This window comes from Chitinophaga sancti (assembly GCF_034424315.1).
GTDB classification, from domain to species: domain Bacteria; phylum Bacteroidota; class Bacteroidia; order Chitinophagales; family Chitinophagaceae; genus Chitinophaga; species Chitinophaga sancti.
The window spans coordinates 4,571,286-4,594,302 of the sequence record NZ_CP139972.1 but is presented as its reverse complement, the minus strand read 5'-3'; the positions used below and the strand labels follow the sequence as shown (position 1 = coordinate 4,594,302).

General features: G+C 44.6%; 22 protein-coding genes. 9 read left to right on the top strand and 13 right to left on the bottom strand.

Going from position 1 to position 23,017, the window contains the following annotated elements; all coding sequences use genetic code 11:
- Nucleotides 1-62 precede the first annotated feature (62 nt).
- Entirely contained in the window at nt 63-1,013 is a 951-nt protein-coding gene (locus tag U0033_RS17570; RefSeq protein WP_083571701.1) for a GlxA family transcriptional regulator, read from the bottom strand.
- A gap of 11 nt (nt 1,014-1,024) precedes the next feature.
- On the opposite strand from U0033_RS17570, the gene U0033_RS17565 reads away from it, so the two are divergent.
- Entirely contained in the window at nt 1,025-1,957 is a 933-nt protein-coding gene (locus U0033_RS17565) for a serpin family protein (RefSeq protein ID WP_072363575.1), read from the top strand.
- 40 nt (nt 1,958-1,997) lie between these two features.
- Here the strand turns inward: U0033_RS17565 and U0033_RS17560 are convergent, their stop codons facing one another.
- Nucleotides 1,998-2,300, bottom strand: coding sequence for a hypothetical protein (locus U0033_RS17560; RefSeq protein WP_072363576.1), 303 nt, complete (start codon nt 2,298-2,300; stop codon nt 1,998-2,000).
- 462 nt (nt 2,301-2,762) lie between these two features.
- On the opposite strand from U0033_RS17560, the gene fusA reads away from it, so the two are divergent.
- Together fusA and U0033_RS17550 are read left to right on the top strand one after the other, a co-directional pair.
- Nucleotides 2,763-4,898: an elongation factor G gene (gene fusA, locus U0033_RS17555; RefSeq protein WP_072363577.1), complete on the top strand. Its 2,136-nt coding sequence runs from the start codon at nt 2,763-2,765 to the stop codon at nt 4,896-4,898.
- Nucleotides 4,899-5,186: 288 nt separating this feature from the next.
- Nucleotides 5,187-5,864, top strand: coding sequence for a hypothetical protein (locus tag U0033_RS17550; protein ID WP_143150828.1), 678 nt, complete (start codon nt 5,187-5,189; stop codon nt 5,862-5,864).
- 68 nt (nt 5,865-5,932) lie between these two features.
- Here U0033_RS17550 and U0033_RS17545 read toward each other — a convergent pair whose 3' ends face one another.
- Genes U0033_RS17545 through U0033_RS17535 form a run of 3 tightly spaced genes read right to left on the bottom strand, consistent with a single transcriptional unit; the run spans nt 5,933 to nt 9,771 of the window.
- Nucleotides 5,933-6,916, bottom strand: a complete 984-nt coding sequence (locus tag U0033_RS17545; RefSeq protein WP_143150829.1) for a Hint domain-containing protein — start codon at nt 6,914-6,916, stop codon at nt 5,933-5,935.
- Nucleotides 6,917-6,924: 8 nt separating this feature from the next.
- Nucleotides 6,925-8,175 (bottom strand): pyridoxal phosphate-dependent aminotransferase, encoded by a 1,251-nt coding sequence (locus U0033_RS17540; RefSeq protein ID WP_072363638.1) that lies wholly within the window; start codon nt 8,173-8,175, stop codon nt 6,925-6,927.
- Nucleotides 8,176-8,187: 12 nt separating this feature from the next.
- Complete coding sequence (locus tag U0033_RS17535) at nt 8,188-9,771, bottom strand: flavin monoamine oxidase family protein (RefSeq protein ID WP_177318672.1); 1,584 nt, start codon at nt 9,769-9,771, stop codon at nt 8,188-8,190.
- A gap of 104 nt (nt 9,772-9,875) precedes the next feature.
- Between U0033_RS17535 and U0033_RS17530 the strand changes: the two genes are divergently transcribed.
- Nucleotides 9,876-10,007, top strand: a complete 132-nt coding sequence (locus U0033_RS17530; protein ID WP_262487774.1) for a hypothetical protein — start codon at nt 9,876-9,878, stop codon at nt 10,005-10,007.
- A 236-nt stretch (nt 10,008-10,243) separates the two neighbouring features.
- Here U0033_RS17530 and U0033_RS17525 read toward each other — a convergent pair whose 3' ends face one another.
- Together U0033_RS17525 and U0033_RS17520 are read right to left on the bottom strand one after the other, a co-directional pair.
- The gene (locus tag U0033_RS17525) at nt 10,244-12,475 is read right to left on the bottom strand and encodes an InlB B-repeat-containing protein (RefSeq protein ID WP_072363580.1); all 2,232 of its coding nucleotides are present in this window, start codon (nt 12,473-12,475) and stop codon (nt 10,244-10,246) included.
- A gap of 396 nt (nt 12,476-12,871) precedes the next feature.
- A complete protein-coding gene (locus U0033_RS17520; RefSeq protein ID WP_072363581.1) occupies nt 12,872-13,318 on the bottom strand; it encodes a DUF1572 family protein in 447 nt (148 codons plus the stop codon).
- Nucleotides 13,319-13,374: 56 nt separating this feature from the next.
- Between U0033_RS17520 and U0033_RS17515 the strand changes: the two genes are divergently transcribed.
- Nucleotides 13,375-13,986: a hypothetical protein gene (locus tag U0033_RS17515; protein ID WP_072363582.1), complete on the top strand. Its 612-nt coding sequence runs from the start codon at nt 13,375-13,377 to the stop codon at nt 13,984-13,986.
- Nucleotides 13,987-14,096: 110 nt separating this feature from the next.
- Here the strand turns inward: U0033_RS17515 and U0033_RS17510 are convergent, their stop codons facing one another.
- The 5 genes from U0033_RS17510 to U0033_RS17490 form a co-directional block, all read right to left on the bottom strand.
- Nucleotides 14,097-14,828 carry a metallophosphoesterase family protein gene (locus U0033_RS17510; RefSeq protein WP_072363583.1) on the bottom strand — a complete coding sequence of 244 codons (732 nt, stop codon included), beginning with the start codon at nt 14,826-14,828 and terminating at the stop codon, nt 14,097-14,099.
- Complete coding sequence (locus tag U0033_RS17505) at nt 14,828-15,769, bottom strand: ADP-ribosylglycohydrolase family protein (RefSeq protein ID WP_072363584.1); 942 nt, start codon at nt 15,767-15,769, stop codon at nt 14,828-14,830. The genes U0033_RS17510 and U0033_RS17505 overlap by 1 nt, the downstream gene beginning before the upstream one ends.
- Before the next feature lie 59 nt (nt 15,770-15,828).
- Nucleotides 15,829-16,359 (bottom strand): RNA 2'-phosphotransferase, encoded by a 531-nt coding sequence (locus U0033_RS17500; RefSeq protein ID WP_072363585.1) that lies wholly within the window; start codon nt 16,357-16,359, stop codon nt 15,829-15,831.
- A 28-nt stretch (nt 16,360-16,387) separates the two neighbouring features.
- Complete coding sequence (locus tag U0033_RS17495; RefSeq protein WP_245801826.1) at nt 16,388-16,948, bottom strand: NADAR family protein; 561 nt, start codon at nt 16,946-16,948, stop codon at nt 16,388-16,390.
- Nucleotides 16,949-17,025: 77 nt separating this feature from the next.
- Nucleotides 17,026-17,700 (bottom strand): NUDIX hydrolase, encoded by a 675-nt coding sequence (locus U0033_RS17490; RefSeq protein ID WP_072363587.1) that lies wholly within the window; start codon nt 17,698-17,700, stop codon nt 17,026-17,028.
- Between the two features lie 326 nt (nt 17,701-18,026).
- On the opposite strand from U0033_RS17490, the gene U0033_RS17485 reads away from it, so the two are divergent.
- From U0033_RS17485 to U0033_RS17470, 4 genes are all read left to right on the top strand, one after another.
- Entirely contained in the window at nt 18,027-18,287 is a 261-nt protein-coding gene (locus tag U0033_RS17485; protein ID WP_083571703.1) for a hypothetical protein, read from the top strand.
- A 775-nt stretch (nt 18,288-19,062) separates the two neighbouring features.
- On the top strand, nt 19,063-19,893 hold the full coding sequence (locus U0033_RS17480; RefSeq protein WP_072363589.1) for a hypothetical protein: 831 nt from the start codon (nt 19,063-19,065) through the stop codon (nt 19,891-19,893).
- Nucleotides 19,894-20,209: 316 nt separating this feature from the next.
- The gene (locus U0033_RS17475) at nt 20,210-20,689 is read left to right on the top strand and encodes a hypothetical protein (RefSeq protein WP_072363590.1); all 480 of its coding nucleotides are present in this window, start codon (nt 20,210-20,212) and stop codon (nt 20,687-20,689) included.
- Between the two features lie 519 nt (nt 20,690-21,208).
- Complete coding sequence (locus U0033_RS17470; protein ID WP_072363591.1) at nt 21,209-22,168, top strand: HTTM domain-containing protein; 960 nt, start codon at nt 21,209-21,211, stop codon at nt 22,166-22,168.
- A 101-nt stretch (nt 22,169-22,269) separates the two neighbouring features.
- Here the strand turns inward: U0033_RS17470 and U0033_RS17465 are convergent, their stop codons facing one another.
- A complete protein-coding gene (locus U0033_RS17465; RefSeq protein WP_245801827.1) occupies nt 22,270-22,986 on the bottom strand; it encodes a DUF1345 domain-containing protein in 717 nt (238 codons plus the stop codon).
- Between the last annotated feature and the right edge of the window lie 31 nt (nt 22,987-23,017).

Sequence of the window (23,017 nt, the reverse complement as noted above, 5' to 3'; positions counted from 1 at the left end):
ATTTTTATGGGGGTAAAGGTAGGGGAGGGAAAAGGGAGTGAGAAGGACAAGAATGGAAAGTATCAGGACATCTTCGACGGCAATTCCCCCGTATACTTCTTCACCATCGACCTCAATTGCACCACACTCTTAAACCCGCATTGCTGCGCTACAATCGTCACTTTGTTCTTCTCTTTCAATAGATTCACCGCTTTTTCCACCCGTAGTTGATCAATATACTGTCCAATCGTAATCCCGGTAGCTGCCTTAAACATCCTGGTGAGGTTCCTGGAACCGGTATGCACCCGGGCTGCCAGCAGATCCAATGATAATTTCTGGTCAAGGTGATGAATAATATAATCCTGTACCTGGTGAATATGATTATTGATATGCCTGCGGTATCGCAGGTAAACGCTTTGCTGTGAATCATCTCCATCTCTTCTGATATACACCACTAATTCCGCCGCCAGTTGCCACGCAAAAGCAGGTCCATGGCGTTCTTCAATAATAAAGAGGGCGAGATCGATCCCTGTGGTGATCCCTGCACTGGTGTAGATATTCCCACTTTTTACAAAGAGCCGGTTGGTAAACACTTTTGTTTCAGGGTACTCATCCTGTAGTCGTTGGGTATATTTCCAGTGAGTGGTGCAGCCCTGTCCATTCAGAACACCGGCAGCAGCGAGTGCAAAAGATCCTGTACATACCGAGCAAAGGGTAGCGCCAATATGAGCAATGTTTATCAGCCAGTTTTTCAGGGCCTGGTTGTCAGCTTTTAACTGGAAACCAGGAATGAAGATAATATCCTCCTGCCGGATGCGAACATCGTTGATGTGTTGGAGTTGGCCTATCATGAGCCCGGAAGAACAGGCTTTTTCAGGTTGGTCAGAAAGGTAGATGATCTCACAAGGATGCCCATATTCCGCTGACTCGTAAAAGACCTGTACTGGCCCCGCGAGATCCAGAATGTGCGTTTGACTGGCGATGAAAAATATGACCCTGTTGAGCATTAGGGTAAAGGTAGCCGTTTTTGTCATAACTTAGAGTTATGAAAACTTTATATCCCTATTTGCTGGCGGCCATGGTGCTGATGTCCGCCTGTAGGAAAACGAGATATTATTCAAGATCACAGATAGTACCTAATATGCTTACGCTGATAGATGCTAATAAAAATGTAGCATTTGCGGCGAGTTTTACATTGGCGTGGAATGAAATGAAGCAACAGGTAGGGGCGCCGATCAATAATAAGGCAAAGGCGGTGAAGTGGATGAATGATAGCCCGGTATCCGGGGATATATTGGGGCCGAAAGAATTTAAGCGGGATGTGCGGATCAAGGGGGCAGAAATTACCATGCTGGTGAATTTTCAGCGGGAATTAGGTTTTGATGTGCCGATGCAACCCTTGAAGGAGCCCTTTACATTTAATGGCAAAGCGGTGAAGGCCTTTGGGATGGTGGACTATGATCCGGAGATAGTTGCAGAAACGCACCTGGTGTATTATAGAGATGAGGATCATTTTGTAATGAGCCTGGATTCGAAGGATAAGTCTTCAGACATTATATTGGCAAAAGGGTTCAATAAAGGAGCACAATTGCATGTCATCCTGCAGCAGATCCAGGGGGCTATCAGGAAGGGAACGAATATAAAAGCATATGCTTCCCTGAAGATCCCGGTATTGAAATTCCAGGAGGAGGAGCATTTTAAAGAGTTGGAAGGGATTGATTTTAAAGCAAAAGGGAAACCTTATAAAATAATGACAGCCCGGCAAAAAACGCTTTTTACATTGGATCAGGAGGGGGCGAGAGTGGTTGATTCTGCAATCATTGAAGCAGTGTCTACGGATTCAGTTGAAGTCATGCGCCCACCCAATCTGGTTTTTGATAAGCCATTTGTGGTGCTGTTACAAAAGAAGAAATCACCATTTCCTTATTTTATGCTAAAAGTGGAGAATGATGAGATCATGGATGCGAACAGGGATTAGATCTTATAAAATTCTGCTTATCTGCTTGTGAATAAGGACATCACTTCAACAAATTGAAAGACACGAAGATGATGGTAATACTGATGCATATTAATGCTGATAGAAAAATGTAATCAGCTACCGTTTCCAGTTTTTCACTCCACATAGGTTTTGAAGAGCGGAGGGAAAGAAACGACAACAAACAACTAGCCATTAATAGCAGAGCTGCTACCCCTGTAATATCATCAATGATGGTGACGTGATTGAATCCCGCAACCTTTATCGATGTCAGTACAATCAGGCAAAACCCTAATAAGTTCGTAGAGGTGTTTAATATATGTGGTGATTTCCGATCCTGGCTCATAGCCAGTAAATTACGACAAAATATTTGTGTTTTTATATTGCCGCAGGCAAAGCCAGACTTCCATTTTCCCCGGCCCTATCTATGTGAATTTTGTTTTAATAGATTTTCTTTATAAATTTGCACTATGTTTACGCACAACACATATCGTACAGTAATAAGGGCAGTAATTGCCAGTACTTGTATTGTCTTTATTTAAGACGGGGAGGCAGCCTTGCACCCGGATATGTTGTATCATCTACACACTCCCACATTGCATTTATTGTTTTTTTACATAAGCCTTGTCTCCCCCGCGAGTCAAATTTAATCTTATTGTATTTCAATTATTTAACAGCATGATGCTCCTGACAATTTTAACATTGATAATCATTATTACCAGGCTAGTCCGGTAACAGGGAATGCATTTGCACATAGCAAGCGCCTCTCGTTACCAAACGGGAGGCGCTTTTTTTTATCATTTATTTTATGAAACGTTTATCTCAATATAGGAATATAGGAATCATGGCCCATGTCGATGCTGGTAAAACCACCGTCACAGAACGTATGTTGTATTACACGGGTTTGACACATAAATTAGGTAGTGTGGATGAAGGAAACACTGTCATGGACAGCGATCCGCAGGAAGAGAAGCGTGGTATCACCATTTCATCTGCTGCGATCACTACCTACTGGAACGATCATCAGATCAACCTGATTGATACCCCCGGACACGTTGATTTCACGGCAGAAGTAGAACGTTCGCTGCGTGTATTGGATGGCGGTGTAGTGGTGTTCTGCGCGAAGTCGGGTGTGCAGCCACAATCAGAAACGGTGTGGAGACAAGCGGATAAGTATGAAGTGCCCCGAATCGTGTTGATCAATAAGATGGACAGGCAGGGAGCGAATTTCCTGCATGTAGTGCAGGAGATCAGGGAGATGCTGCAGGCGAATGCGGTGCCGGTGCAGATACCGGTCGGTGCGGAGGACAATTTCTCTGGTGTGGTTGATTTGATTACAATGCAGGCATATGTGTGGAATAGTGATGATGGAAAGCAGTTTGTGGTGACGGAGATCCCTGCGCATTTGCAGGAGGCGGTCTTGCAGGCGAGAAAGAATTTACTGGAAGAGTTGTCATTGGTTGATGAACAGATCTTCGAAAAGTATACGGAAGATCCGGCTGCTGTGAGCGCGGAAGATTTGTATGCAGCGTTGAGGAAGGCGACATTACATCGTGTATTGATCCCCGTATTGGCAGCAGCTGCTTATAGGAATAAAGGTGTACAGCCTTTGTTGGATGCGGTGGTGCGTTATTTGCCTTCGCCGGAAGAGATGGGAAAATTGAAGGCGGAAAGTGTGCCAGCTTTTGCTGAGAATGGAAACGAGTCTTCATCTACGAACGTTGAAAAGGAATCTGTTCTTGTTGAGAATGAAAACGAGTCTTCTTCTGCGAAGAATGAAAGCCATCCTGTTTCTCTAAACGATAGTCCGCTAACCGCCCTGGCCTTCAAGATCATGGCCGATGACTATGCCGGCAAACTGACCCTGGTACGCGTGTACACAGGTGCCCTGCATACCGGAGACATGGTATGGAATAGCCGTACCAATAAGAAAGTCCGTATCAGCAGATTACTCCGCATCATGTCTGATAAATTCGAAGCCGTAGACGAAATCGGTGCAGGTGATATTGGTGCTGTCGTAGGATTGAAAGAAGTGCGTACAGGTGATACGTTATCTGATCCCGCACATCCCGTTTCTTTAGAAAGCATTGACTTCCCGGAACCCATGATCGGTTACGCCATAGAAGCAAAACTCGCAAAAGACGCGAACCGCTTAGGTGAAGTGCTGGCAAAACTGGTGGATGAAGATCCAACGCTGCAAGTGAGTATAGATCCAGCTTCCGGTCAAACCATCCTGAAAGGTATGGGTGAATTACACCTGGAAGTAGTTCTTGAAAAGATTGCAAACAACTATCAGTTGGAAGTGAGCAAAGGACAACCGCAGATCGCTTACAAAGAGGTGTTCACCACATCGGTGATCCACAAAGAAGTGTATAAGAAACAAAATGGCGGTAGTGGTAGTTTCGCCGTGATTCAGTTTGAGCTGGGTCCGGGAACTGATGGATTGGCAGGACTGGAATTTGTAAATGAGATAAAAGGTGGTGCTATTCCAAAAGAATACATCCCTTCTGTGCAAAAAGGTTTTGAAGAAGCGATGAAGACGGGCGTATTATCCGGGTACCCGATGCAATCTATGAAAGTGCGATTGCTGGATGGTCAGATCCATGAGAATGATTCTCATGCCTTAGACTTTGAACACGCTGCAATCATTGGGTTTAGAACCGCTGCGGCGAAAGCCAACCCGCGATTGTTGGAACCTGTGATGAGTGTGGAAGTCACAACGCCTGAAGAATATACAGGTGTTGTAACGGGTGATTTGAATAGAAGGAGAGGAATGATCCGTCATATGGAGATGAGAGGGAATGCCCAGGTAATCAAGGCAGATGTGCCTTTGGCAGAGTTGTTTGGTTATGTGACGACATTGAGGAGTTTGTGTGCAGGAAGGGCAACAGCTTCAATCACTTTTGCTGGTTATGAGCATACACCGGTGAGCGTAGGCGTGTAGTGGTTTTTTGAGTGAATCAAATTCCTCCACCATCTGCATCCCCCAATCTGCATCCATCATTCCATAAATTGTAAATCCTAAATAATCCTGAGGTCAGCCGAATCTTTTTGGCTGGCCTCTTGTATATTGAATATGAGCGTATTATATTTGTTATCCTAGCTATCCAACTTTAATTAGCATGATTGTTGTTTAATGTCAGCCAAATTTATGCATTCTATGAAACGGTATCTCTGTGCTCTAATCCCTCTATTGTACCTATGCCCTGCCTGCCAACCGCACAAACAGCCTATGGTTCATAGAGATAGCACTGTCACTGATACAATGGTCACTGCCGATACAGCAGAAACTTATCCTACTGTAGCACGTGCTGCATTTGATATGAACAAGATTCCCAGTACGAATATAGACCTGGGCAATTTCCCATTCTTTCCTGCGCCTAAGGGTTATCAGTATAGAAACGTGAAACTGAAAGATCGTGGTGAGGAATACTTTCTTGCAGATGGAAAATTATTGCCGGTAGAAGGGAGGTCGTTTAAGGCGGAGTTGGTGAGAGAGGAGAGTAGGCCGGCGATGTTTAGTATTTCGAGGGTGGAAAAGAGTTTTGACAGGATGATAAAGAGTGTGGGTGGTGTGAAAGTGAGTACGGATATACCTACGAAGGCGGAGATGGAGAGAGTGGGAGATGTGGAGATTTATGACAAGGAGCGAGGGTTTACAGTGGGTTTTGGAGGGATTGAGTTGAATACTTATGTGTTGAGGAATAGAGGGGCAGAGGTGTGGGTGCAGTTGAGTATGAATAATGTGTATGGGGCGATCTGTATTATACAAAAGGGGGATTTTGTTAAGAATACGAAGGAGATGGAGCTGAGGAAGGATTTGTCGGAGACGAGCAGGATAGAATTCGAAAATGCGGTGGGAGATAGTGAGGAAGTGGCACCAGCCACGGATACCATGTTACAACAATAGATGTTATTATTTTTAAAAATCCCGTATTTGCTCCTTGCAAACACGGGATTTTTAAAGAAAGAAAAATATCACTTCTGCAAAACCATCACATCATTCATCATAAACGTTCCCTCTCCCTCCGCAACAATATTATACACCGCCTGCATACCACCAGCCTTCTCCGTCTTACTCACCACCACATAACTCATCACCCGCTCCCCCTTCTCATCCATACACAACAACTCCTCCCCATCTCTCACCTCACCTATCCGCTTCTTCCCCGCCGAGGTCTGCACCGGATGATTTGGCGTTGCCTGCAACACTTTCCCTGATATCCTCACCACATGCGCCTCACGTATCTCATCCACCTCTACATGCACCGCCAGCAATTGTGTGATCGCATAATTCTTCGCCTCATGCACCACCAACTCTTTCACCTTCATCACACTCGTCCTATGCGTCGCCGCATCCAGACTAATGATCCTATCCCCCGGCAAAATATCTTTCAACACCTTCTTTCCCCCATCTGCCAACATCACCTCTTCCTCTCCCGGAAAACAAATATCCGTTCCATACGTTCCCGCCTCCGCCTTCACATCCTTTCCCGCATTCATGCCCTTGTACAATTGAAAACTAAACTCCCGCGAAAGCACATAAGACAATTTTAATACGTAATTCTTCTCCACCTTATCTATCGCATGTATATCCTCAAAATATTTATTCCATATCTCCGCATTACTATTAAATATCGGTAACACTGCCGTATATAATACGCCCTTCTCATTCGTATAAAATATCACCGTTCCAATATTCTGCATACTATCCTTCGCCACTAAACGATACAAGTCAATTCTTTTTTTCAATCCATCATCCCCCGTTATAATATACGGCTTCCGCATCTCATAACGATCCAATACATAAGCATTATTAAACTTCACATAAGTATCGTTGTCCAGGTCCTTCACCGTAAATGTCTTCGCTTTTTCATATTCATCTGTCCGGATAGGTCTTGATTGTGCAATCGCTGTAGCCACCCAAAACATACAGCTCAATGATAATAATAATGTGCGCATATTCTTATTTAAGATAATTCTTTAAAAGCAGTTGCAAATGCCTGCATTTCATCCATCCGGCCAATGCTGATCCTGCACCAGTCCTGGTTGTTTAATTTCCAGTTACGTAATCCAACTTCCCGCTTATACATCTCCTCTACAAACCGCTGCCCCTCCATTTTCAAGGGAAACATCACAAAGTTTGTATAAGACGGTATATAGCTATATCCCTCGCTTTTCAAAGTCTCGTACAAGAAATGCTTACTGGCTTCCATTTTTTTCTTCACCTCATCGATATAAGCTTTATCATTATAGCTCGCTAATGCCGCCGTAATAGCCGGCAATGACAAGGCATAGCCACCCGCTGCTGCATAATGCCCTAATAATTCTATCATCGCAGGCTGCGCTATTACATAACCCACCCGCAATCCTGCCAAACCATATACTTTAGAAAATGTACGGGCGATGATAATGTTTTGCCCTTTCTTTACCCCATCTATCAATGTTGTCGCAGCAGGATCAGGGAGATAATCAATGTAAGCTTCATCTACAAACACAGGTACTTTTTTAGACACCCGTTCACAGAAATCTTTCAGTTTCGCCACATCTACAATTGTACCCGTTGGGTTATTCGGATTACAGATATACACCAATTTCGTCTCCGCGGTTATTGCCTTTTCCATGGCATCCAGGTCATGTGTATAGTCTGGTTTTAAAGGCACTTTAATCCAGGTAGCTTTTATCTTTTCACAGCGGGTAGGTAAGTCATCATAAGTAGGATCTGCACTCACAATATTGCCGCCATTGCTCAATAAGGTGATCGCAGAGCCTAATAGCAATGGAGATGATCCCGCACTCGTCATCAGCATGTTTGCATCAATCCCTTCATAAGCACAGATCTTTGCCTCCAGGTCTTTAAGTAACATGAACGGGTATTGGTAGCCATTATCCATACAATCTATCATTGCTTTCTTGGCTATTGAAGATGGGCCGAATGGGTTTTCGTTGGCGAATAAGCGTGCTTTGAGTGGCCCTGGTATACGTGCTGCTGAAGCGGCATCCGCCTGTAAGCCGGAGAGCCTTTCAGCATTGTGTAAATTGGAAGAGGCGGATGTTCCAGGAAGGGTTAACGCATCAAAAGTAGCAGATGCCTCTTCAGCAGGTCCCTCCGCTAAAGCTCCCGCCTGCAATACGCCCGGTAGCATGGTTAAGCCTCCTGTAAATAGGGCGGTGGTCTTCAGCCATTCCCGCCTGTTAATAGATTTGTTGGTGGTACGCATCGTCATGAGTTTTTAGATATTGGTTGTAATGGGATAAGAAATCCTTTGCTCAGAAACCCTTGCATGTAAATCCGTCACTGTCCTTCTTGCTGATTCCAATGCTCCTGCCATCCATGCATTCAGATAAGTCGTATGCTCCCCTGCGAAATACACCCGCTTATCCGCCTGCAAAAGGCTTTTATAATGTGATTGCCTGGTTGTATTATTATACAGCGCCCATCCGCCCATACTATAAGGCGTCTTATGCCAGCTCACAGAAAATGAATTTTCAAACTCCTTATCATACTGCGGATGGATCAAACGCCCTTTATCCATTGCCAGCTTCTCCCGCTGCTGGTGCGACAGGTTCCCTGTCTGTCGTGCTTTCTCATTAAAATTGTAATAGCCTAACAAAATCCCCTTCTTCGATAAATAATCATAAGAAGGATAAAAGATCTGTGTCAGCTCATTGTTCGTATGTGTAATCCCGCCATATATATGTTCATCCTCTTCCCAGAACCTCCGCTTAAACTGCATCCCTATCTTCCCCGTCACCATATAAGGAATGTAATCAATCGCCCTGCTCACATCAGATGAGAAATTGTTATCCACATTACTCAGCACCGGTGTGGGGATCGTGCAAATACAATAATCCGCTGTCAACTCTTTCGATCCTTTTCCATCCTTATAACTAATCTTCACCCCTTCCTCCTGGTTATGGATCCCCGTCACCTCGCAACCAAAATGAATACATTGGCCTACCTTCTTCTCAAAGGCTTTTGTAATCTGGTCATTGCCGCCAATCGCCTGGAACATGGTCATTTGTAGTTCATACACATATTCAGATACATTGTAGAAATCAGGATCAGCCAGGCCGGAATTAATAATATCTGCCAGACTATGCGGCGACGCTATTTTCCCCGGCAGATCCCCGGCACCAGGGCCTTCCAGGTAGCCCCGCCTGTCAGACGCTTTGTATAGTTTATCAATGTCCAAACCACCTTCTGCCCGCAGGTATTCCAGTATTTTCTGCGTATCTTCAGTACTAAGACCCGTATCCAGTTTGTGCTGGTCAATCGCCTTGGCAAGGAGTTCTGCAGTATAGCCCCGAAGATCATTGTGGATTTCCCGAACCCGGATCTTCTTATTGGAAAGTGAGCCTTTACCCTCAGCAAAAAAATATGCCGCCTCGTTAATGTTGTTATACACCTGGATTGGCACCTGCAGTTCCCGGCAATAATGTAAGGTCAGCGCATGGTGATGAGGAATTCTCGAAGGCCCCGCATTGAAATAAAGTCCTTCATCAAATTTGGCTGTCTGTAGCGGAAGATCGGTTTCCCGGTGCGTAGCCCCTTTCCGGATGCTCCACACACGTCCTCCCGATCGCTCACGTGCCTCCAGGATGGTACACTGATAGCCGAGCTTTAATAATTCATAGGCAGCAGCCATGCCTGCCAGACCAGCACCTAAGATGATGATGTGCTTACCTTTACCACTTCCATCAAGTGAAAAAGCATGAGCAGGGGCCTCTTTTAACATCCCTAGAGCCAGCATGGCCGGATAGGCAGCAGCCATTGTTCCCGTTTTGGTAAGGAACTCCCTTCTTGAAATTGACATTTTGGTTGATGTATGGGTTATTATACTAATACTTCCTGGTTGATAGTAAAATAATAATAATTAGGGAGGAATTATAGTTATTTAATTGCATCATTCGAATTTTAATGTATGCAGCTGCTGCGCTACCCGGTACCTGGGAAAATGACCTTGATGATGGCAGTGGTTTACGCGCTATTGGGGGATGGGCGTATGAATTTAAGGCTGATGGAAGGGGGTGTGATTACTCCTGGGATTAACAACAAATGACATAACAATCAGAGTTTTCCTGGTAACGGATTGCTGATAAGTTCACCTCACAAAACACTAAAAGGAAAGGTCTCTCATAAAATATACCCCGTTACCTCGCAAAATACCCAAAGGAAGGGTCTTCCATAAAATAAACCTCGTCACCTCACAAAATACCAAACAGAGCGGACAGGCAAAAAATAGAACCCCGCCCCTGCTGAATACAGCAAAAGGCGAGGCCTGTCACCTATTGTTTTATCAATTTCAAGGTATTACTACCCGCTCCCTTTTCAACTTTTACCAAATACAATGACTGTGGCCAACTACTCACATCCATTGTAAACTGGTTCGCCCCTGCCGGGAACTCTTTATCCACCACTGTCTTCAACAATTGCCCATTTGATGAATATACCCTGATCTGCACCCGCTCTGCTTGCTCATTATAAAAACTAATCGCCGCCGTATTCTTTGCCGGATTAGGATAGATCTTCGTCTCCGTGATTTCCAGTTTCGGTGCTAACCTTGCCGACGATGCGGTTGCACTACATACCCCCGCTGCCGGACTGTTACCCGTTACCTCCAGCCAATCAATCACCGCAAATTCTGTAGATGAAAGTGTTTCAATTCTAATGGTATTCACACCCGCTGCCAAAGTCGCTGTCACCGCTCCCGTGGTAGCCCATGAGGTCCAGCTGCTGGTCTTGGGAAATGACACACTTGCCACCGCTGTACTACCATTCACTAATAATTTCGCCGTTGTTGATACCGTCGCACCTCCATTTGAATAGCGCCATACAAATGAATAAGTTCCTGCCGAAGGCACACTCACACTATAATTCACACCCTTAGCAGCAGCATTACTCAGGTTGATATAATACCCGCCATCTGCACCGGTATACGTATTTTGCCTGCTGCCATCCGCACTGCAATAACCGCCAGTAGCCGAAGCAGCATCATCTATATGCAATGTAGATCCACCACCAGTACCGCTACTGTTAAAACTTGCCGTAACAGATAGATTTGATGTAACCGTTACCGTAGTCGTTGTTGATGTACCGCTCGCACTACCACTCCAGCCATTAAATGTATACCCGCCGGCAGGCGTTGCTGTCAGCGTAACAACCGTGCCGGATGTATAAGCACCACCACCCGGACTCAATGTCACGGTACCACCCGCTGAAGGAGATACCGTTACACTCACCGTATAAGTAGAAGGATTTGTACTTCCACCAGATTCCCTGGCTCCTATATCAGGTGCAGAACCGGAATAAGTAATACCAGTCGAAGTCACACCTTTATCAATCATATCGCTGCCACTGGCCAATGCCAGGAAACTCCCCAGGTTCGGACTCCCATCACTGTTCTTTGTCACCGATGGTGTCAGACTTTGAAAGTCTGCACTGCTCACAACGAGGCCTCCTGTATTAGAACTGGCACCACTTTTCCACCACACATTGGTAGGGGTTACATCCGTGCCATTGGTGGCATCAGAAGAACCTGCATTGTAAGAAAGATTGTTTTTGAAAGTAGCCGTACTACCAGAACGGAAATTGAAATTAGACTCCGCATTATTATAACTGGTATTGTTCGTTACTTCAATTGCGCCGGGATTATTATTGTCCGTAAAGCCATGGTGGCCATTATTAAAGGCTACACAACGACGTACAATATGTGCCACCGCAATACCACTACCACCTAATTTAAATCCATTCTTATCACCACCACCTGATGTACTGCCGTTACTCAACGTACCGTTACCATAAGCAAGGCAATTAATCAATGTTACCGGACCAATAGGCCCCGTTTCATCTTTCGCATACAAATCGTATCCATCATCAATATTGTTGTGAGAGATACAGCCATTGAAAACATTCCCTGTACCACAGGTAAGTTTTGCAGCAAAGCCATCCGCATCTTCATTGTCAGGATCCTGGTTGTCATACGCTTCGCAGTTCAGAATGGTGTTGTTAGCAGGCCATGAGGCGAGGGTAGTGTTGGAGGTCACATAACGGCTGAGTTGTAAACCGCTATCGTGATTGCCTTTAAAAATACATTTTTCAATGATGTTACTATTGCCGGCTAAGAGCATTCCATTATCACCGGCGCCCTGGATGGTAATACCTGTCCAGTGCCAGTAATCGCCATCCAGGATCACGCCCCGGTTGGCATCGGCAATTGCCATAGCAGAGAAATTCAGTACCGGGGTTTCACCAGTATACGCCACTACATTCTTGTAGGCGGAAGAGGTACCATTGTTACTTGCAGTAATAATAACGGAGGCGCTTAAACTATAAGTTCCGCCTCTTAGATAAATAGTGCTTCCGGCAGTCACCGTTGCCAGTGCGTTGGCAAGCGTAGTGGGGGCATTGATGCTGGTGCCGGGGTTCGAGGCAGATCCGCTGGGGGAAACGTAGAGGGTTTGCGCATAGGAGAGGCACGCTCCTGCCAAACATAGCAGCGCTAGTAGAAGTGTTTTCATAGTGGAGAGTTATTTTACCTGAATTTACATGGAAATGTTTGGCAGGTGATCAGCAACGGACAGATATATTTACGCAAACGTTTGCGGGCCAATGCATTACACTGATAAGTGGGCGCAGTGGACAATGGCTATAGTCTTGATGCAGAAGGGATAAAATGTATTACAGCAGGTGCATAAAGTGAGATTTTATGCACCTGCTGTAATAAAGTGAAACTTCATGTAGCGACTGTAATAAAGTAAAACTTCATGCACCTGCTGTAATAAGGTGAAATTTCATGCAGTTGCTGTAATAAAGTGAAACTTCATGCAGCAGCTGTAATAAAGTGAAACTTCATGCAGTAGTTGCATAATGTGAGATTTTATCCATCTGCTGTAATAAAGAATGGAGTTATTTAATTAAAAATCTAACAACCGTCTGTGATAATTCACCTGGCCTAAGTGGTACATCAGGTGACCGCTTAAATGCACCAGGAAATGCCCTGTATAAATCGGCCCTCCAAATACTTCGATCGGGTATAATGCTTCTACCTGTTCCTGCGTCAGGCCATCCAGGGCTTTCTCAATCACCACAATTGTATCTTCAATCATCTTTGTCAGCGTCGCCCGAGGTACATCCTTCTGTGAAAACTCCAACTCACGGTGACGAACATACCCCGTGTTTCCCAGGTGCAAGCCAATGAACGTATTCAGGTTACCCACCAGGTGCAGGGCAAGATTCCCCGCGCTGTTACTGATGCCTTTTTCCGTATACCAGATCTTACTTTCATTCTTATACAATGAAAGTTCTTCAACCAGTTTTTCAAGATCTCTGCGAAAGAGCGTTTTCAAAGTAGTCGTGAGCATATGGATTATGTATTATCAAAATGAAATTAATACTTTTGTTGGAATAAGCTAAATCCATGTATAAAAACCTTCTTTATATCCTTATCCCAGGTGTGCTCGCGTGCAACTCCCCGGGGAAAAATAAAGCTGCTACTCCAGACTCTTTTTTAAGTCTGTCAACGAAAGTAGATACCGGTGTAATGGCTGTTGGCGCACCCCCTGAAACTCCGCAGGTAGTGCCTGATACGATCCGTATTAACGGCGATTTTGATGGAGATGGCAACCAGGATGAGGCATATGGTGTATTGTACAGAAAGGCGATGGAAAAGGAAGGGCAGGATGAATATGTGATCCGCTTTTCTAATCCTGGGATCAGGCCATTGGTAACGGGCTATGGAGAGATCCGGTTGATTAATGAAGGAGATTTGAACAGTGATGGCAGAGATGATATTTCAGTATACCAGGCGCCCTTGCATGGATGTACTTATGTGATGAGTACCTGGGCATTTACAAAAGCTGGCTGGAAGCAGCTCTCTGATCCATGGCTGGTGTATAACGGGTGTAATTATTTGAGTGATGAAGATTTACAGCACAGGATAGTAGTAGAAGATGGCATAGTGTATTATTACCAGGAAGATCCGCATGATGAACAGCTTACTTTAGCAAAGAAAGAAATGGGTATAAAATAAGAGCTTGTATCAAAGGTAAATTGAAGCCAGTGGAGACATTTTATAGACAAAAACGTGCTCCATGCTTTGCCTGATTTTAATCCGGGAAGTTTTACTTTTGATACAAGTGTTTATTTATTGCGTCCTTTTTCACCAGGATAAAAAACATAAGCAGGGTCACTCTGCCAAAACTCTTTTGAATCAATCTCCATAGCAGAGATCCTTCCCATGAAAGCCGCGCCGGTATCTACATTCCACACATTACATGCATTCATCGGGGTGGTCACATCATAATTTACGGTAGGTGTATGACCAATGAAAATTTCTTTATAGAGTAATAATCTTTTCGGGTATAGTAATGAATCTTTCTTAATCCGCTTATCCATACAGAGGGCCATTTCCCACAAAGACCGATCCCAGTAGAAGTTGGTATCATAATGTTCTTTTTCCGGGCCATGCATACTGGCAAAACCTGCATGGAGGAACAGCCTGTTCTGATCATCTACATAATACAACCTGAGACGATTCAGCCATTCCAGGTGTACCATGCGTTGTTCGGGAGAGACCTTTGCATAACTGGCAATCGTTTCTTTGCCGCCATTCCGGTGCCATACAGGATCCGGGTCTTCGCCATTCAGCCAGCGTTCTACCCAGGCATCATGATTCCCTTTAATGATGATGCAGTCATATTGCTGTTGCAATGCCATCAGGTATTCAACCACTTCTGCAGACTGAGACCAGCCATCTACAAAATCGCCAAGAAAAATGAGTTTGTCCGACGGTTGCAACAGGAGTTGTCCTATCAGCTGTTCCAATGCTTTCAATGCACCATGAATATCTCCAATTACAAACGTCCGGGCCATTACATATTGAATTTGACCTGCAAGTTAGTAATCAGATTTTCAATTCTCTCCTTTCCTGCTAAAATGTTTAACCATTCGGCAGGAATTTCTTCCCAACCGTAGTGCAGACCAGCGATTCCACCGGTCACTGCTGCGGTGGTATCGGTGTCATTGCCGAGATTGACAGCGGTCAGTACGGCTTCAGCATAACTATTGGTATGGATCAGGAGCCAGATGGCAGCTTCAAGTGTGCGCACCACATAGCCGGTACCGTGAATGTCATCGATCGTTTTATCGATCAATGATCCCGAGAGTATAGGTGCTAATATTTCCAACTCTTGCTGATCCATTAATGCTTGTTCGCTGAAGTATTTATTTACATCAGTGATGGCATTGAGATAAGCAGCTGCAGGTTGTTCGCCTTTCAGGATATGGAGGGCGATTTCGAGGTAGATAAAGCAACAGGCAATGGAGCGGATATGGCGGTGTGTGAGGCTGGAAACATCCCGCACATGCTGATAGCGCGCATGAATATCAAGGTCTTTGATATAAAATAAGAGCGGCAGGATACGCATGAGGGAACCATTACCATTGCTGTCTTCGGTATCTTCTCCTGCCTGGGTGGGTGGGGTGCCTTGCGAAAGGAGATAGATGGCGGTATTGGTGGTGTTGCCGATGTCAAATACATGGCCGTGCGGGGTCCAGTAAGCATGGTCGCGCCAGTTGATAAAGCGGTTGGCGAGGTCCTGGAGCTCATATCCTTTTGCGAGGGTTTCCGCGAGGCAGAAGGTGAGGGAGCTATCATCAGACCAGGTGCCGGCAGCTTGGTTATGTGAGCCGTATGCCCGCATGGAGGTAACGGGATGTTTGGCAAGGGTATCGCGTGACTGGAATTCTACAGGAACCCCCAGGGCGTCGCCAACGGCAAGGCCCAGGAGGGCTGATTTGATTGGAGTGGTCATTGTAAATTGGATTTAGCCGGTACATAGTCAGCGATAATGCCCTCATTTTACCCCGGTTATCACTGTGAAATGTATTTAGCCGGCACATGATCAGTGAGCCACACACCATTGGCAGATACAAAAAATGGAATACCATCTCTGTACATATCACCACTACGAATCGTAAGGATGACGGGAACTCCTCTGCGACTCCCTACTTTGGTAGCAGTCGATTTGTCAACGCTGAGGTGTACATATTGGCGGCTCATTTTTTGAATACCTGTTTTTAGAATGTCAGATACAAAGGCGCCGGTGGTACCATGAAAGAGGAACTCGGGAGGTGTGGTGACGGGGAGTTCCAGGTCTACATGAATGGAATGCCCCTGGTTGGCCCTGATTTTAGTACGATCTTCGTTGAAGGCGAAGCGTTGTTTGTCACTTTCAGCCACGATGGTTTCGAGTTCTGCTTTGGTGATACGTTTACGGCGTGCGGCCAGGGCGAGTAGGGTGTCTACATCCGCCCAGCCGTTGGTATCGAGTTTCAGTCCGATGAGTTCCGGTTGGTGGCGGAGGATCAGGCTGAGGAATTTTGATGTTTCTTTTTGATTCATTTAAATTAGGTTTTGAGTATACCACTCATTACTTTAACACATCTCTCACTTCCATCAAAGCATACCCGAGGAGATTCTGGCCCCTCCACTTTTCAGGATGTGCAGCATTTTCATTTGTCGCAGACAAACCAATCCCCCAAATCCTGTCCAGGGGGCTGGCTTCTACCAGTACATCCTTCCCTGTACTTAACAGGAATGCTTTCAGCTCCGGATGTTGTGTGAATTTGTAAATATTTCCCTGTCTCACGATCTCTCTTTTCGCAGCATCCCACTTAGCAGGATCAAAGTTGGCAACTTTTCTTCCCAATGCTTTCACTGTAGCAGGAGAGGGGCTGGCAAGGATTTTTTTCTCTATTTCAGTATCGCCAAAGAGGGTGGCTTTGCCGGCCATCATCCAGTGTTCAGCGGTGAGGTATGTTTTTCCATTCACGGTGAAAGGGGCTACCCACCACTGGCCTAAACAGGATTCAGTGATACTCCCATCTTCGGAAATCTCAGGTTTCCAGAAGAAGCAGAACTTGGGTGTTGGCTGTTGGGCAATGAGCCAGTTGGTGTCGTATGTCATTATATTATTGTCGTTCGTCATCATAATAAAATTTTGAAAGGGTCTGTTGTAAAATGGGGTTTGGGGCCAGGTGAATTTTTCTCCGAAGAAAACAGTTGGGCCTAGCCAAAACTCAAATGAATGCTTTTCAACTCTTTATTAAATTCATAAAGATCCGGATGCCTGTTATTCAATCCTTCCCTCTTCTTCCCTATACTAATAATATATCCCGCATCCAGTATTTTCCGTCGAAAATTCCTTCTGTCAATACTGATATCCAGAATACATTCATACAGGGCATGCAGCTCCGGCATGGTAAAGACATCATTGAGCAATTCGAAACCTACAGGATAATGGAGGATTTTATGCTGTAAACGTTTCAATGCATCTGCCGCAATGATATCATGATCAAAACCGAGCGCTGGTAACTCCTTCACATTGAACCACTTCACGTCATTCGCCATCGTACCTGCAGTAATGGCAAACTTTGCAGGGTTTACCAGGGCATAGTGAGCAACAGCGATCGCACGGCCCCTGGGGTCACGATCAGGGGCGTCGTAGGTAAAGAGTTGCTCCAGGTAGAGGTCATCCATACCAAGTTTGGTTTTCAGCACACGGGCACAGGTATCGTGGAGCCGTTCTTCCATAAGGAGGAAGGCGCCTGGGAGTACCCATTTATCTTTAAAAGGCTCAGTATTCCTGTTTAGGAGCAGGATAGAGAGGGTACCTTGTTGATAACCAAACACAACGAGATCTGCTGCCAGCGATGGGTTTTTATAACTACTGAAAGATGGCATGGGGTCTTTGTGTTAATTTGACGCAAAGCTAATGAGATATTTTTAAAAAGTAAAATATTTTTAAAACTAAGGTGTATTGAAAACACTTATTGAATTTGAAATATACATGGATGGCGGATGCAGCTGCTTTGACGTAAAGCTCAATATTAGTCCGTTTTAGCAGAGAAGGGGTACAGGAAAAGTTAAAATAAGATCTTGTGTCAAACTGCGGCGGTATTGCAGCAGACTATTATATCTTCGCTTCATTGTTTTACGGCCTTGATCATCCATAATTTAAAAGTACGTACCCAGTTTTGTTGACCCTATCACTCACAAAATGTAAACCCATGAATCAAAATTTAAAACTATCGTTAATGACACTGGCTGTTGTAGTAGGTACCGGTTCCGCTATTGCCAGCTCTTTCGCAAAGGATCACCGCGAGGAAACTCAATATTACTGGAATGGAACTGCTTACGTAGAAGCAGGTATCGAAGGATATGATTACGAATGTCAGTTTGATCATTTTGGTACCTGTACGTACTATTATGATGCGTCTTCCAAAACTTATAAGTCCAGCAAAGGTGGGAAGATTGTGTGGATCAGGTGATTTTGGCTACAACCTATATGACCGCTGCGTTATTATTAATTAAGTAAGACGGATGTAAAGTTGATAGTACAGGAGTGCTATGCCTTTGGGTGTAGCTCTCCTGCTCCCTTCATCTATTGTTCAAGAGAGATGATGTTGCCCCAAATTGAGTGAGCAATGCCTTCGGGCGTAGCTGGCCTTTCATCTGTTCTAAAGTGAATAAAAATAAAGATGGCGGGCTATATTTTATGGTATAGTTTGCCATTCGTCCAAAGAGTTTGTAAGAACCCCTAATGTGAGTAAGTTATGCCCGGTGGGGTATAACTTACTTTTCAACTGTTTTCGAATAAATAGATAATATGGTGGGCCGTACTTTATGGTATAGCTCACCTTTCATCCAACGTAATTGTAGTATAACTCCTGGTTCGTGGGCATGTCTAATCACATAGCTCACAATCCATTCAAAGATTTTTCGAATGACGTATTCCATTGTTAACAGCCTCACCCGTCATTCATCAAAGAAAGTTGTGGAATGACTACAGGATCGTGGGCTATGTCTAAGTGCATAGCTCACATTCTTTTCAAACATTTCACAACACTCATATCTCATTGAAAATTTTAGCATAACAAATACCGGTGGACTATATTTATCACACCCCACCCCTTGACTTGTTAACCCCATATTTGCGTATTTCTACGTTGTGAAAACAAGTATTTTTCTGCTTGTGGGCAAGCGGTAATTCCATGACTTTTGTGCGGTAAACAATTGTTATCTAAAAACCTCAAACCCCAAAAAATGAAACGCAACCTCTTAGCCGGTATAGCTGGCTTAGCTGTACTGACCATGTTTTCCTGCAAGAAAGAACAGGCTTCCCTTCGTCCAACTTCAGAATTAGCCGTAACAGCTGCTGATGGCAGTGATGAAATGGATGCCATATTAAAGGACCTTAAACCGGAAACCTATCTGCTCACTTTCGATGGATTACCGGCAAATAACTACATCACCAAAGCATCTTACGGCGGTCTTTCCGATGAAACCCAATTCGGCGATGGAAAAACCCCGATTCCTTTTCCGTACCTGGCAAGGATTGGATACACCAAAGCGCCGTTTAAAAAGATTTGGATCAAGACCTGTCCTACCATGATTCCTTACCTGGATATAGCTAAAAGAGCGGCAGAATTGATACAGAAAGTGGATAGCAAAACCTTTGCAGACCTGACAATTACTGAATTGTCTGCCAGTGAGCAGGTATTGGCCACCAAGACCTTCCTGACTGCGGCCAGCAAATTACAGGCGGATGCAGTAGATACGAAAGTGTTGGCGAAGGCTCCCCTGGAAAAGTTCAGGTTATCACTGCCACAGGGTACGGCACTGCCTTACTTTACAAGAGGATTTTATGGATTGGGAGATATTACCCAGGTGCCTGCAAGTGCGGGTGCTAAGCTGACGATTTATACCAGTTTGAGATGGGAAGATATATTGAGAAGGAAGTTCCCGAATATGATTGGATGTTTTGACCCGATTGTGTTGCGGGATATCAGGGCGAATTTTGTAAGTCTTGATAAAGGGTTTGAAAAACTCAATATAGAAGAAGTTGCAGGTGCCGCGATATTAGGGATTAACTAGAACTCATTTCATAAATAGGCCTTTATGATTGATAATCAATACTTAAATGGTAATGATGAAATGAGTTCTAGAACTTATTTCATAAATAGGTATTTCCAGTTGATAATCAATACATAAATAGTAATTGTGAAATAAGGTCTGGTTGATGGTAGATGAAAGGACAGGAGAAGATTGGTGATTCATTAACCCCATTTCGATCTTTGATCTTTCATCCACCCATTCCTACTTACCCCGGGGCCAGCTGTAAAATTTTATACGCTGTTTTCAGCTGGCCTCTCTTTTTTAACTTTTTACACGCTTCATTTTAACCTTTTTTATGATAACGTGGAAGCATATTTGTTGGATGGGCATCGCGCTTTTCCACTTGTTGGTAGTCGCTTTGCATGCTGCTCATTTCAAAGAATGGAGTAAGCATACGACCTGGTTATCAGGTTATGGCGACTTTACCGGCGCCGGGAATATTTTTAGTTTTTTCGCCCCGCATATCGGGAATGAAATTGCGGTGTTGTACACGGTGGCAGATGGAAAATCTCAGCATGTAATGAGATTGGAAGGTAATAATAGCGAGTGTAACAGGAGGATTCAGACGATTTATAATTTTTTCAGTATTGAGGAAGCGCAGCCGTTGCTGGCGAGGAGTTGTGCGGCGTATGTGTTGAAGGAGGCGCCCGATGGCACGATGGTGCGGGTGACGGTGGTGAGTAAGTTGGTGCCGGAGATGAAGGATTTTAGGAATGGGGTGGAGGCAAAGTGGGAGCCGTTTTTGGTGAAAGATTATAGAAAGAATAGGGAGTGAATGGGTATGAATATTTGTTAATGAAACATTTAGGAATAACAGTCATCTGTTGAATATGCCTGGTAATTGGGAGAGATGATAAAAATAATTTCAATCAATAAACATATCCGGTAGGAGGATTGGTTTTGCATCATGGCTATTATTTATTATGGCTTGCTTTAAGTTTTGCATCGGTAGACTTGCTTTAAGTTTTGCATCGGTGGCTTGCTTTAAGCCTTGCATCGGTAGACTTGCTTAAAGTCGTGCATCAGCAGCTTGCTTTAAGTCGTGCATCAGTAGCTTACTTTAAGTTTTGCATCGGTAGACTTGCTCTAAGTCTTGTATCGGTGGCTTGCTTTAAGTCTTGCATCAGTAGCTTACTTTAAGTTTTGCATCGTTGCTTGCTTTAAGTCTTGCATCAGTAGCTTGCTTTAAGTCCTGCATTAATAGCCTACTTAAAGCCTTGCATCAATAACTACTACTAAGCCAATCAATACCCCCTACCGGAGATGATTTCCTTCATCTATAATAACAGTTTTTATGAACAGCTATTCCGGTGTATTACACCGCTTCTTTTTCTCCCCCCGCTCTGGCGAGCCACTAGCTTTTTTTAGAATCGCCATCGCATTCATTGGATTAATCCAGGGATGTTGGCTCCTGGGCAATGTCGTAATGTTATACGGCGTAAATGGATTAATCCCCTGGTCACTCAGCAAAGGAATCGTATCCCCCCTCATGCCCCAGTTATCCTGGCTACAGCCCTTAGCTACGGCGATAGGCATACCCGGCGATAGCATGGTGTATATATTAATGGCGGTATACCTGGTCTGTTTAATCTTCCTGTTATTGGGGATGTCAACAAGAGCAGCCGCTACACTGGCCTGGGGTTTACACCTGATGTTTATCAATACAGGATTTATGGCTGCCTATGGGGTAGAGACATTCTTACACATTGCTTTGTTCTATTGCATACTGATGCCGGTGGGCGATTCATTTACATGGAAGAATAGTGAGAGTAGTGTGAGTGAATGGAATACGCTGTCAATAAGGGTATTGCAGATCCATTTATGTATTGTCTACTTAGCTTCCGGCCTGGAAAAGGCAATGGGAGCACAATGGTGGAATGGGGAAGCGATCTGGCAAACATTCATGCAGGGGCAGTTTGCAAGATTTGATATGCGCTGGTTGGCGGACTATCCATGGCTGGCGAAGTTGATTTGCTGGAGTACTTTGTTGATTGAAATCGGTTATCCTGTGTTTATCTGGTGGAGAAAAACAAGGGTATATGCGTACGTGGGAGTGGTGTTGCTGCATGTAGGAATTTCGTTTTTTATGGGATTACAGTTATTTGCAGGGATAATGATCGTGTTTAGTACAGCGGCGTTTGGATGGGAGTATATTGAACAGGTGTATTGGGGCATAGTGCGGCCATTGAGGGAAAAGAAGATGCTAAGAAGAGCGGAAGTGCTGGCAACGCAGGCATTTTGGAGTTTGGAGTAAACCCTTATCCTTTCAGACGGGCTGCCAGGTTGATGGAGTTTGGAGTAAGTCCCTTATCCTTCCAGACGGCCACCAGGTTGATGGAGTTTGGAGTAAATCCCTTATCCTTTCAGACCTGCTACCAGGTTGATCGTTAATGCCACCACAAAGGTATTCATTCCAAATGCCAGCAATCCATGTAGTAAAGCCAGTCTTCTTAATTTTTTATTACTGATCTCCACGTCTGAAACCTGGAAGGTCATGCCAATCACAAAAGAGAAATAAGCGAAATCCAGGTAATCCGGATGCTTTTCCTGCGGGAATTCTAATCCACCAATATGACGGGTATTGTCTTCCTCGTCATCATCATAATAGATGTGGGCGTAGTGAATTGCAAACATGCAATGGATCATGACCCATGATAAAAGTATACCCGCTACCGCTACAGGCAGGTATAATACCAGGCCGGCTTCTCTTGATTCGGTGGATAACATGAGGAGGAGCACCATGAGCATGCTTGCAAAGCAGGCAATAACTATCAGGACAAATACCATGAGGCGACTGCCATCTTCCTGTCTGGCGTATGCACGGATTTCATTGGTGGTGCGGTTGAAGAAGATGTAAAGGCATTGGGCGCAGAATACAAGGGAGAATACATCCCAGAGGATCATGATTCTGAGTAGGGCAGTGATGGATTCATTTTTGATGAAGAGCCAGACGAGGCCGCAGGACAGCAGGGCGATCAGTATTCTTTTAACCGGGTGGAGATTGGTGAAGAACCGGGAGAGTGGAGAGCGTGTTGGTATGCCGGAGATTATTTTTGCCTTTGCTTTTGCCAATGGGAAGTGTTTTGTGTAGGCAAGTTAGGGA

Coding starts and splice junctions, on each gene's coding strand:
- U0033_RS17530 (WP_262487774.1), top strand. CDS start 9,876: ATGTATGCAGCTGCTGCGCTACCCGGTACCTGGGAAAATGACCTTGAT.
- U0033_RS17565 (WP_072363575.1), top strand. CDS start 1,025: ATGAAAACTTTATATCCCTATTTGCTGGCGGCCATGGTGCTGATGTCC.
- U0033_RS17525 (WP_072363580.1), bottom strand. CDS start 12,475: ATGAAAACACTTCTACTAGCGCTGCTATGTTTGGCAGGAGCGTGCCTC.
- U0033_RS17560 (WP_072363576.1), bottom strand. CDS start 2,300: ATGAGCCAGGATCGGAAATCACCACATATATTAAACACCTCTACGAAC.
- U0033_RS17550 (WP_143150828.1), top strand. CDS start 5,187: ATGGTTCATAGAGATAGCACTGTCACTGATACAATGGTCACTGCCGAT.
- U0033_RS17480 (WP_072363589.1), top strand. CDS start 19,063: ATGAAACGCAACCTCTTAGCCGGTATAGCTGGCTTAGCTGTACTGACC.
- U0033_RS17535 (WP_177318672.1), bottom strand. CDS start 9,771: ATGTCAATTTCAAGAAGGGAGTTCCTTACCAAAACGGGAACAATGGCT.
- U0033_RS17485 (WP_083571703.1), top strand. CDS start 18,027: ATGAATCAAAATTTAAAACTATCGTTAATGACACTGGCTGTTGTAGTA.
- U0033_RS17510 (WP_072363583.1), bottom strand. CDS start 14,828: ATGGCCCGGACGTTTGTAATTGGAGATATTCATGGTGCATTGAAAGCA.
- U0033_RS17490 (WP_072363587.1), bottom strand. CDS start 17,700: ATGCCATCTTTCAGTAGTTATAAAAACCCATCGCTGGCAGCAGATCTC.
- U0033_RS17540 (WP_072363638.1), bottom strand. CDS start 8,175: ATGCGTACCACCAACAAATCTATTAACAGGCGGGAATGGCTGAAGACC.
- U0033_RS17495 (WP_245801826.1), bottom strand. CDS start 16,948: ATGATGACGAACGACAATAATATAATGACATACGACACCAACTGGCTC.
- U0033_RS17515 (WP_072363582.1), top strand. CDS start 13,375: ATGTATAAAAACCTTCTTTATATCCTTATCCCAGGTGTGCTCGCGTGC.
- fusA (WP_072363577.1), top strand. CDS start 2,763: ATGAAACGTTTATCTCAATATAGGAATATAGGAATCATGGCCCATGTC.
- U0033_RS17545 (WP_143150829.1), bottom strand. CDS start 6,916: ATGCGCACATTATTATTATCATTGAGCTGTATGTTTTGGGTGGCTACA.
- U0033_RS17520 (WP_072363581.1), bottom strand. CDS start 13,318: ATGCTCACGACTACTTTGAAAACGCTCTTTCGCAGAGATCTTGAAAAA.
- U0033_RS17505 (WP_072363584.1), bottom strand. CDS start 15,769: ATGACCACTCCAATCAAATCAGCCCTCCTGGGCCTTGCCGTTGGCGAC.
- U0033_RS17470 (WP_072363591.1), top strand. CDS start 21,209: ATGAACAGCTATTCCGGTGTATTACACCGCTTCTTTTTCTCCCCCCGC.
- U0033_RS17475 (WP_072363590.1), top strand. CDS start 20,210: ATGATAACGTGGAAGCATATTTGTTGGATGGGCATCGCGCTTTTCCAC.
- U0033_RS17570 (WP_083571701.1), bottom strand. CDS start 1,013: ATGACAAAAACGGCTACCTTTACCCTAATGCTCAACAGGGTCATATTT.
- U0033_RS17500 (WP_072363585.1), bottom strand. CDS start 16,359: ATGAATCAAAAAGAAACATCAAAATTCCTCAGCCTGATCCTCCGCCAC.